The organism is Acidovorax sp. KPB24-03 (genome assembly GCF_057546605.1).
The window spans coordinates 1-10,008 of sequence record NZ_BAAJYR010000129.1; the positions used below are offsets into that span (position 1 = coordinate 1).

8 protein-coding genes and 1 pseudogene are annotated in these 10,008 nt (G+C 70.5%); 6 read left to right on the top strand and 3 right to left on the bottom strand.

What is annotated here, in order from left to right:
- The first annotated feature begins 17 nt into the window (after nt 1–17).
- From AC27KI_RS14275 to AC27KI_RS14295, 5 genes and pseudogenes are all read left to right on the top strand, one after another.
- Nucleotides 18–1,704: pseudogene (locus tag AC27KI_RS14275) on the top strand (putative 2-aminoethylphosphonate ABC transporter permease subunit).
- A gap of 67 nt (nt 1,705–1,771) precedes the next feature.
- Entirely contained in the window at nt 1,772–2,896 is a 1,125-nt protein-coding gene (locus AC27KI_RS14280) for a TIGR03364 family FAD-dependent oxidoreductase (RefSeq protein WP_487114390.1), read from the top strand.
- A gap of 50 nt (nt 2,897–2,946) precedes the next feature.
- Entirely contained in the window at nt 2,947–3,768 is an 822-nt protein-coding gene (phnX, locus tag AC27KI_RS14285) for a phosphonoacetaldehyde hydrolase (protein WP_487114392.1), read from the top strand.
- A 58-nt stretch (nt 3,769–3,826) separates the two neighbouring features.
- Entirely contained in the window at nt 3,827–4,813 is a 987-nt protein-coding gene (locus AC27KI_RS14290; protein ID WP_487114394.1) for a thymidylate synthase, read from the top strand.
- A 114-nt stretch (nt 4,814–4,927) separates the two neighbouring features.
- On the top strand, nt 4,928–5,440 hold the full coding sequence (locus AC27KI_RS14295; protein ID WP_284428917.1) for a hypothetical protein: 513 nt from the start codon (nt 4,928–4,930) through the stop codon (nt 5,438–5,440).
- 30 nt (nt 5,441–5,470) lie between these two features.
- Here the strand turns inward: AC27KI_RS14295 and AC27KI_RS14300 are convergent, their stop codons facing one another.
- Together AC27KI_RS14300 and AC27KI_RS14305 are read right to left on the bottom strand one after the other, a co-directional pair.
- On the bottom strand, nt 5,471–6,898 hold the full coding sequence (locus AC27KI_RS14300) for an FAD-binding oxidoreductase (RefSeq protein ID WP_487114396.1): 1,428 nt from the start codon (nt 6,896–6,898) through the stop codon (nt 5,471–5,473).
- 67 nt (nt 6,899–6,965) lie between these two features.
- Nucleotides 6,966–7,340, bottom strand: a complete 375-nt coding sequence (locus AC27KI_RS14305) for a DUF2069 domain-containing protein (RefSeq protein ID WP_487114398.1) — start codon at nt 7,338–7,340, stop codon at nt 6,966–6,968.
- Between the two features lie 92 nt (nt 7,341–7,432).
- On the opposite strand from AC27KI_RS14305, the gene AC27KI_RS14310 reads away from it, so the two are divergent.
- On the top strand, nt 7,433–8,683 hold the full coding sequence (locus AC27KI_RS14310; RefSeq protein ID WP_284428914.1) for a YihY family inner membrane protein: 1,251 nt from the start codon (nt 7,433–7,435) through the stop codon (nt 8,681–8,683).
- Nucleotide 8,684: 1 nt separating this feature from the next.
- Here AC27KI_RS14310 and AC27KI_RS14315 read toward each other — a convergent pair whose 3' ends face one another.
- Nucleotides 8,685–10,007 carry a hydroxysqualene dehydroxylase gene (locus AC27KI_RS14315; RefSeq protein WP_487114400.1) on the bottom strand — a complete coding sequence of 441 codons (1,323 nt, stop codon included), beginning with the start codon at nt 10,005–10,007 and terminating at the stop codon, nt 8,685–8,687.
- Between the last annotated feature and the right edge of the window lies 1 nt (nt 10,008).

Consider the following 10,008-nt stretch of genomic DNA (forward strand, 5'->3'; position numbering starts at 1 on the left):
TCGTTCGCGCGGCGCCCCTGCGCCAGCGGGTGCATTGGAGCGACCGGCTGGCCCACCTCGGCCTGCTGGGCGTGGTGGCGCTGCTGGGCGTCGGACTGGTGGCGCCGCTGCTGCTCATCCTGTCGAAGGCGCTGGATGCGCCGCAGGGCGGGGCGGTGTCGGGGCTGGGGGCTTTCACCGCCTACCTGGCTTCGCCCGCCTTGCTCACCAGCCTGTGGAACAGCGTGTGGGTGTCGCTGCTGGTGACCGCCATCGTGCTGCCGCTGGCCTTCGCCTTCGCCTATGCGCTGACCCGCAGTTGCATGCCGGCCAAGGCGCTGCTGCGCACGGTGATGCTGCTGCCGCTGCTGGCGCCTTCGCTGCTGTCGGCCATCTCGCTGATCTACTGGTTCGGCAACCAGGGCGTGGCCCGGGACTTCTGGACGGCGCTGGGGTTCACCGGCATCTACGGCGCATCGGGCATCGTGCTGGCCGAGTGCTTCGCGGTGTTTCCGCACGTGCTGATGATCCTGGTCACGGCGCTTTCGCTGGCCGATGCGCGCCTGTACGAAGCGGCCGATGCGCTCGGCACCGGCACGCTGCGCAAATTCTTCACCATCACCCTGCCGGGCGCCAAGTACGGGCTGATCTCGGCCGCGCTGGTGTGCTTCACCCTGGTCATCACCGACTTCGGCATTCCCAAGGTCGTGGGCGGCAACTTCAACGTGCTGGCCACCGACGTCTTCAAGCTGGTCATCGGCCAGCACGACTTCCAGCGCGGCGCGGTGGTGGCGCTGCTGCTGTTGCTGCCGGCGGTGCTCACCTTCGCCATCGACGGGCTGGTGCAGCGCCGGCAGACCGCCACCCTCACGGCGCGCGCCGTGGCGCTGGTGCCCCGGCGCGCGCGCGGATTCGATGCGGCCATGGCGCTCTATTGCCTGTGCATCGCCGCCCTGGTGCTGGCGATGTTCGGCATGGCGGTGTTCGCCTCCTTCGCCAAGCTGTGGCCGTACAACCTGTCGCCCAGCCTGGACCATTACGTCGCGGGCCTGATAGATGCCGACCTGGCCGATGCCCTGGCCAACAGCCTGAAACTCGCCTGCGGCACGGCGGTGGTGGGGACGGCCGTGGTGTTCGTCGGCGCCTACCTGCTGGAAAAGACCCGGGGCCTGCAAGCCCTGCGGCCGGTGGTGCGGCTGGCGGCCATGCTGCCCATGGCCGTGCCCGGCCTGGTGCTGGGCCTGGGCTACATCTTCTTTTTCAACGCGCCGGCCAACCCGCTGAACGGCCTGTACCAGACGCTGCCGCTGATGGTGCTGTGCACGGTGGTGCACTTCTACACGACCGGCCACCTCACCGTGGTGACGGCGCTCAAGGCGCTGGACGCCGAGTTCGAAGCGGTGTCCGCCTCGCTCAAGGTGCCGCTCTACAAGACCTTCTGGCGCGTGACGCTGCCCATCTGCCTGCCGGTGCTGCTGGACGTGTCGCGCTATTTTTTTCATCAGCGCCATGACGACGATCTCGGCCGTGGTGTTCCTCTACTCGCCCGACACCCGGCTGGCCTCGGTCGCCATTCTGAACCTGGACGAGGCCGGCGACACCGGCCCGGCCGCGGCCATGGCGGTGCTGATCGCCGCCACCTCGGCGGTGGTGACGCTGCTGTACCTGGCCGCCGGCCATGGGGTCGAGCGGCGCACCCAGGCCTGGCGTGCACCGGCCCGATGAAGGCGATGACCCCCTGAAAACACAGCGCGCAGCGACGAAGACCGCCCTGCCGCCTGGAAAAAGCACCATGGAAACCCACCCCACTTTCGACGTGATCGTCGTCGGCGCCGGCATCGTCGGCCTGGCCCATGCCTACACCGCCGCCCGGCGCGGCCTGAAGGTCTGCGTGGTCGAGCGCGACGCGGCCTGCGTCGGCGCCTCGATCCGCAACTTCGGCTTCATCACCGTCACCGGCCAGGGTGCGGGCGACACCTGGCGCCGCGCCCGACGGGCCCGCGAGGTGTGGGGCGAGGTCGCGCCCCAGGCCGGCATCGAGGCCGTGCACCACGGCCTGTACCTGACGGCATTCAGGCCCCAGGCCCTGTCCGTGCTCGAACAGTTCATGGGCACCGAGATGGGCGAGGCCTGCGAACTGCTCGGCGTGGCCGAGGCCGCCCGCCGCGCGCCCGCGCTGCAGCTGGAGGGCGCCCAGGGCGTGCTCTACAGCCCGCACGAGATGCGGGTGGAATCGCGCACCGCCATCGCTTTGCTGACCCAATGGCTGGCCGAGGCGCATGGCGTGGTGTTCCGCTTCGGCGAGGCGGTGCTGGAGGTCGCCACGCCGCGGGTGCGCACCGCACGCGCCGTGCTGCACGCCGAGCGCGTGGTGGTCTGCACCCATTCGGACATCCACGGCCTGTTCGCCGAGCGCCTGGCGCCGCAAGGCCTGCGGCTGTGCCTGCTGCACATGCTGCGCGTCATGCCCGAGCCCGGCCTGCGGCTGCCCGGCTCGGTCATGGCCGACCTGAGCCTGGTGCGCTACCGGGGCTACAGCGACCTGCCCGCCGCCGCCGCGCTGCGCGAGCAACTCCAGCGCGAAGAGGCCGAATCGCTGGCCAACGGCATCCACCTCATCGTGGTGCAGAGCGCCGACGGCTCCCTGGTGGTGGGCGACTCGCACCACTACAGCGCCGCGCCGCAACCCTTCGCCGACGAGCGGGTGGACGACCTCATCCTGCGCCACCTGCGCGACACGGTGAAGCTGCAGGCCTGCCGGGTGACCGAGCGCTGGGTGGGCATCTACCCCTCGTCGGCCACGACCGACTGCCTGATCGACCGGCCCGACGACGCCACCCGGCTGGTGATCGTCACCAGCGGCACCGGCGCCAGCACCGCCTTCGGCATCGCCGAGGACACCTTCGGCGCCTGGTGAGCCGTCTTTCACCCAACCCTTTCCCCACCGCGCCACGATCAGGACACGACATGGGCATGCCTCCTTCCACCACCACGCTGAGCGCCGTCGTCTTCGACTGGGCCGGCACCATCCTCGACTTCGGCTCCTGCGCGCCGATGGGCGCCTTCGTGCGGCTGTTCGAACAATTCGGCATCCGGATCGGCATCGAGCAGGCCCGCGGCCCGATGGGCGTCGCCAAGTGGGACCACATCCAGGCCCTGAGCCTGCTGCCCGAGGTCGCCCGGCAATGGGAGCACCTGCACGGCCGCCCCTTCGCCAATGCCGACATCGACCACCTCTACGAAGTCTTCACCCCCATGAATGCGGCGGTGGTGGCCGATTTCGCCGACTTCATTCCCGGCGCGCTGGACACCGTGGCCGCGCTGCGGGTCCGGGGGCTGAAGATCGGCTCCACCACGGGCTACAACCGGCCGATCATGGACATCCTGTCGCCCATCGCCGCGGCCGGCGGCTATGCGCCGGACAACCTCGTCTGTGCGGGCGACCTCGTGTCCGGCCGCCCTTCGCCACTCATGATGTTCCGCTGCTTCGCCGACCTGGGGGTGTGGTGGCCCGCCACGGTGGTCAAGGTGGACGACACCGAGGTCGGTATCCAGGAGGGGTTGCATGCGGGCACCTGGACGGTGGGCGTCGCCGTCAGCGGCAACGCGATGGGGCTGCCGCTGGCCGAGTGGAATGCCCTGCCGCCGGCCGCGCAGCAGGCCCGCCGCGAAGCGGCCGCTGGCAAGCTGCAGGGCGCGGGCGCGCATTACGTGATCGATTCGGTGGCCGACCTCCTGCCGGTGATCGACGACATCGCCGGCCGCCTGGCCAAGGGCATCCGGCCCTGAGGCGCGCTGCCGGACCCCCTTGCGCTACGATTCCGCCCTTGGCTCGTCCCTTCGGCACATGAAACAGTACCTCGACATCGTTCAGAACATCTTCGACAACGGCAGTTGGCAAGACAACCGCACGGGCGTCCGCACCCTGAGCCTGCCGGGCGCGATGCTCCGGTTCGACCTGCAGGAGGGCTTTCCCGCCGTCACGACCAAGAAGCTCGCCTTCAAGTCGGTGGTGGGCGAGTTGGTGGGCTTTTTGCGCGCACGCCGGAGCGCAGCCGATTTCCGGGCGCTGGGCTGCAAGGTCTGGGACCAGAACGCGAACGAGAACGCGCAGTGGCTGGCCAACCCCTACCGTCTCGCCGAGGACGACCTGGGTTCGGTGTACGGAGTCCAATGGCGCCAGTGGCCGGCCTACAAGCTGATCGACCCGGCGCTGCCGCAGGGCCCGGCGCAGATCGCGGACGCGCTCGGCCGGGGATACGAGGCCATCGGCACGCTTGGCGGCGAGGACGGCAAGCCGGCTGGCGTGCTGCTCTACAAGGCCGTCGACCAGCTCCGGCAGTGCCTGGACACGCTCATCCAAGACCCCGGCAGCCGCCGCATCCTGTTCCACGGATGGAACTGGGCGCAGCTGGACGAAATGGCCCTGCCGCCGTGCCACCTGCTGTATCAGTTCCTGGCCAATCCGGGCAGGAAGGAAATCTCGCTGTGCCTGTACATCCGGAGCAACGATGTCGGGCTCGGCACGCCGTTCAACCTGGCGGAAGGGGCGGCGCTGCTGCACCTGGTGGGCCGTCTCACGGGCTACACGCCGCGCTGGTTCACGTACTTCATCGGGGATGCGCACATCTACGAGAACCACGTGGACATGCTTCGCGAGCAGCTCACGCGCGAACCCCACCCGCTGCCCAAACTGGTGCTGTCCGACCGCATCCCGGACTACGCCGTCACCGGCACCTACGCGCCCGAATGGCTGGAGGCGGTCGAGCCGTCGGACTTCTCGCTCGAAGGCTACCAGCACCACGCCCACATCACGGCCCCCATGGCCGTGTGAATATCGCGGGGTGGCGTGCCGAAACGCCCATGGGCGGCATGGGGCGCGATGGATTCGGGGGCATCAGCGGATAAGCTCGCCGGTTGCTTCCCAGATTCCAAGGAAATCCGCCCCATGCGCCTTTCGTCCTCTTTGCCATTGTTCGCCGCAGCGGTGCTGGCCGCCGGCTGCGGCACCCACGTGCCGCTCACGCCCTCGGCCTCCACGTCCTCTCCCGCCAAGCCGGCCGCGTCTGCTGCGACGGCTGCGGCACCGGCCGCCGCCAACCGCTGGGCCAGCGTGCAGGCGCAGGTGGGCCGCAAGCCTTCGGAGGGCTCGGACTTTCTGCGCACCGGCCCCATGGGGGTGCGGGTCAAGGAACTGCTCGGTCCCGTCAACCACCCGGAGTTCCTGCAGAACATGGCCGTCAGCACGCCGCTGCGGCAGGAAGGCGGCCTGCTCTACATCACCGGCCGCCGGTCGACCCAGCCGGACGCCCAGGCGGCGGCTGTGGTGGTGGACCCGTCGCGCGACGCGATGCGCGTGTGGCTGCAGACGGGCGACGAGGAATGGGACGTGCAGGATGCCGGCGCGCCGGTGCCCCTGCCCGCCGACGTGCGCAAGGTGCTGGAAGACGCGCGGCGCTGATCCCGTCGGGCCGCCCCGGTGGCCCGGCCGTCAGGCGCCGTGCACCGGCAGCATGCAGTGCGGGTTCATCAGCCCCTGCGGGTCCAGCGCGCCCTTGATGGCGCGCATCATGGACAGCGCCACGGGCGACTGGTACTTCTCCAGCTTGTCCACCTTGAGCGCGCCCACGCCGTGCTCGGCCGAGAACGAGCCGCCGAACTGCGCCACGGCTTCGTAGACCAGGTGGTTCACGCGGGCTTCCTCGTCGCGCAGGAAGGCCTTGGCATCGCCCTCGGCCGGCGCCTGCACGTTGTAGTGCAGGTTGCCGTCGCCCAGGTGCCCGAAGTTGACCAGCCGCACGCCGGGAATCTCGCGCTGCAGCAGCGCGTCGGCGTATTCGACGAACGCAGGGATGCGGGGGATCTGCACCGAGATGTCGTGCTTGATGTTCAGCCCTTCCTCGGCCTGGGCCAGCGGAATGTTTTCGCGGATGTGCCAGAGCTGGTGCGCCTGCGCCAGGTTCTCGGCCACGACCGCATCGGTCACGCAGCCGGCCTCGAAGGCGGTTTCCAGCAGCGATTCGAAGCGCGTGCGGGCGTGCGCCTCCGACTCGCTGTCGCTGTTTTCCAGCAGCACGCCGTAGGGCACGTCTTCCTGGTCGATGAAGGGCACGCGCAGCTGCGGCATGTGCTTGGCCACCAGGCTCAGGGCGAAGCGGCCCATCACCTCGAAGCCGGTCAGGCCCGCGCCCAGGTGCTTGTGCGCCAGGGCCAGCAATTGCACGGCGTGTTCCATCGACGGCACCGCGGCCCAGGCCGTCAGGCTGGCGGCGGGCTGCGGGTAGAGCTTCATCGTCGCGGCGGTGATGATGCCCAGCGTGCCTTCGCTGCCGATGAACAGGTCGCGCAGGTCGTAGCCGGTGTTGTCCTTGCGCAGGCCTTTGAGCCCGTCCCACACCTCGCCCTGCGGCGTGACGACTTCCAGTCCCAGGCACAGGTCGCGCGTATTGCCGTAGCGCACGACCTGCGTGCCGCCGGCATTGGTGGCCAGGTTGCCGCCGATGGTGCAACTGCCCTCGGCCGCGAGACTCAAGGGGAACAGCAGCCCCGCCTTCTCGGCCGCGTCCTGCACGTTCTGCAGGATGGCGCCGGCCTCCACGGTGAGCGTCAAATTGTCGGCGTCCACCGCGCGGATGGCGTTCAGCCGCGTCAAGCTCAGCAGCACCTGCGTGCCGGTCTCGTCGGGAATGGAGCCCACCGCCAGCCCCGTGTTGCCGCCCTGCGGCACGATCGCGGTGCGGGCGGCGGCGCAGGCGCGCACCACGGCAGCCACCTCCTGCGTGCTGCCGGGCCGCACCACGGCCAGCGCCTTGCCGCGCGCGCGGCGGCGCCAGTCCTGCTCCCAGGCGGTGAGGTCGCCTTCGGTGAGTACATGGGCGGCGCCGACGGTCTGGCGCAGGGTGTCGATCAGGGTGGACATGGTGTTCTCGAATGCTCGCGAAAAACGGGGAATGGAAGGGGCGTGGGGCGAGGCCGTTTTGGGGTGTTCAGGGCGTGGACGGGCCCGGTGTCGCCGCAGCCGCACGCGCGTGCTTCTGGCGCAGGCGCACATGCAGCGCGCAGGCGGCGAACAGCGCCAGGCACAGCGCCACTTCGACCAGCGCGAGCCACCGGCCCGGGGCCGGATCGCTCCAGGCGCGCACCACGCCTTCGGTGAAATACAGCCACACCACCAGGCTCACCCAGCGGTAGGTGTACATGCGGTGCTTGAGCAGCCCGGCCAGCGGGAACGCCAGCGGCAGCGCCTTGAGCGCCAGCCACGAGCCGCCGGGCCGCAGCGGGCTGAGCCACAGCTCCCAGGCCAGGCTGAGCACGATCAGGCCGAGCAGGCTGCCCACGGCGAGCCACCGGGTGGCCGCCACGTCGGGGGCAGCCGGGGCGCCGGTGCCGGATGCGGCGCGGTGCGCGCCGGGAGAGAGGGGGAAGAGGCCATCGGGGTGGCATCATATCGGCCATGCCTTTAGCCCCACTCGCGCAGCGCTTCGAAGCCGTCCTGGCCGATCTGTCGCACTTTCCCTGGCGCACCACGGCGCACACCCTGCGCGAGCGTTTTCGCGAGGACCGCCTGGGCCTCACCGCCAGCAGCCTGACCTTCACCACGCTGCTGGCGCTGGTGCCTTTCTTCACCGTGGCGCTGGCCGTGTTCACCGCCTTTCCCATCTTCGGCACCCTGCAGACGGGGCTGCAGCGCTGGCTGGTGGACAGCCTGGTGCCGGACAGCATCTCGCGCCAGGTGCTGGGCTACCTCACGCAGTTCGCGGCCAAGGCCAGCGGCCTGGGCGTGGCGGGGTTTTCGATTTTGCTGGGCACGGCGCTGGCGCTGGTCCTGACCATCGACCGCACCCTCAACAACATCTGGCGCGTGCGCCGGCTGCGGCCCCTGGGCCAGCGCGTGCTGATCTACTGGGCGGTCATCACGCTGGGGCCCCTGGTGCTGGCGGCGAGCCTGGCGCTCACCACGTCGGTGGCGTCCTCGGCCTCGCGCGGCCTGCACGACGCGCTGCCCGACAGCGCGCGGCTGCTGTTCGATTCCATCGAATTCCTGCTGCTGGCCGGCGGCACCGCGGCGCTGTACCGCTACGTGCCCAACACGCAGGTCAAATGGCGCCATGCGTGGTCGGGCGGCGTGTTTGTCTCGGTGGGGATCGAGGTGGCCAAGAAGGTGCTCGGCCTGTACCTGGCCTCGGTGCCCACGTATTCGGTGCTGTACGGCGCCTTCGCGACGCTGCCGATCCTGCTGGTCTGGATCTACGTGGCCTGGGTGATCGTGCTGCTGGGCGCGGTGGTGGCGGCGTACCTGCCCAGCCTGCTCAACGGGGTGGCGCGCCGGGCGAGCGGCCAGGGCTGGACCTTCCAGCTGGCGGTGGAGGCGCTGCAGGCCCTGCACCGGGCACATGAGACACCGGCCCGCGGCCTGCGAATGAGCGCGCTGTGCCAGGCGCTGCGCGTGGATGCGCTGCAGCTGGAACCCGTGCTGGAGGCGCTCACCGCCCTGGACTGGGTGGTGCAGGTCAACGAAACCGCCGCCGGCGTGCCCGAGACCGTGGAGCCGCGCTACCTGCTGGTGGCCGATCCCGCCGCCACGTCGCTGGAGCCGCTGGTGCAGCGGCTGCTGATCGAGCGGGCCGACAGCCTGGAGCGTTTCTGGGGCAACACGGGCGTGTCCGTGCTCAAGATGGCGGATGTGCTGCCCCGCCCGGCGTGAGTCACGGCGGGCATTTGCTATTGTTTTTGTAGCTATATGCCCTAGTGGAATCTGCGCTAGAGCCTATTTTTTGCCCAGCTGCTGCCCGACCGCCGTGCCCGCCAGCACCCGCGCCTTCCAGCGTGGCGGGGTAGGGCCCGCGCACATAGTCGCCGCAGGCCCACAGCCCCGGCGCGATCGCGTTGGACGGGCGCTGCAGCGCGGGCGTGCAGGCGAAGGTGGCGCGCTTTTCCACCACTGTCTGCACCAGGTCCAGCGCCGGCAGGCCCAGTTGGCGCATGGCCTGGCGCAGCACCTGCTGTTCGCGCTCGGCACGGTCGCCCTCGAAGGCGCTCACCACCAGGGCCAGCAGGCCCGGCGGGCCGCCCAGCACACCGCGGTCGAAGGCGAACTGGGCCGGTTCCTGCATGGAAGAGCGCAGCGCCAGCATGGGGCTCTCCAGCACGGGCCCCTGGGCGCCCGGCACCCGCGCATAGACGGTGGCGATGGCGGTGAAGCGCATTGCCTGTGCCACGGCCGCCCAGTCGTACAGAGCGGAGCACAGCGCCTTGCGCGGCGCGGCCTGCTCGGAGCCCGCGCACGCGGCCACCAGCCTGGCCGCATCGCTGCTGGGCAGGGCCAGCACGGCGGTGCCAAACGCCTCGCCATCGACCGTCCAGCCACTCGATGGCGGTGACTGGGGCGCGATGGCCTGCACCCGGCGCGCCCGGTGCACGGTGTGGCCCTGGGCCTGCAGCCATTGCGCGGCGGGTTCGGGAAACAGCGCGCCCAGGTCGGTGCGCGGCAGCAGCAGGTTGGAGCCGCCGCGCCCGCTGAAGAGCGCATCGCGCAGCACGCGCAGGAACACCGTGGCGCTGGCTTCGGCGGCGGGGGTGTTGAGCGCCGAGACGCACAGCGGCTCGACGAACTCGGCCATCAGCTGCGGCGGCAGGCCCTGGCTGATGGTCCGCACCGTATCGCCGGGCGCGCAGCGGAATCCGCCCAGTCCCCACATCCAGCGGGCGGTGGTGGTCATCAGCGCCAGCCGCTGACGCAGGCCCCAGCCCCGGGCGGTGGCGATGCCCCACACGGCGTCCCAGGGGGGCGCGATGTCCGGCAGGCGGATGCCTTTGCCATCGGCGAAGCGCAGCGACAGCGGCAGGCGCAGCAGGGCCGCGTCCGGATCCACGCCCACCTGCGCCATGAGGTGCAGGCACTCCGTGTAGGCGCCGATCAGGATGTGCTGGCCGTTGTCCAGGGGCGGCGGTGCGCCCGGTGTACCGGGCGCATCGGTGGCGGGCAGGGCGCGCGCGCGGCCGCCCAGCACGCGGGTGGCCTCGAACACG

Coding starts and splice junctions, on each gene's coding strand:
- AC27KI_RS14290 (WP_487114394.1), top strand. CDS start 3,827: ATGAAACAGTACCTCGACATCGTTCAGAACATCTTCGACAACGGCAGT.
- AC27KI_RS14280 (WP_487114390.1), top strand. CDS start 1,772: ATGGAAACCCACCCCACTTTCGACGTGATCGTCGTCGGCGCCGGCATC.
- AC27KI_RS14310 (WP_284428914.1), top strand. CDS start 7,433: ATGCCTTTAGCCCCACTCGCGCAGCGCTTCGAAGCCGTCCTGGCCGAT.
- AC27KI_RS14295 (WP_284428917.1), top strand. CDS start 4,928: ATGCGCCTTTCGTCCTCTTTGCCATTGTTCGCCGCAGCGGTGCTGGCC.
- AC27KI_RS14300 (WP_487114396.1), bottom strand. CDS start 6,898: ATGTCCACCCTGATCGACACCCTGCGCCAGACCGTCGGCGCCGCCCAT.
- phnX (WP_487114392.1), top strand. CDS start 2,947: ATGGGCATGCCTCCTTCCACCACCACGCTGAGCGCCGTCGTCTTCGAC.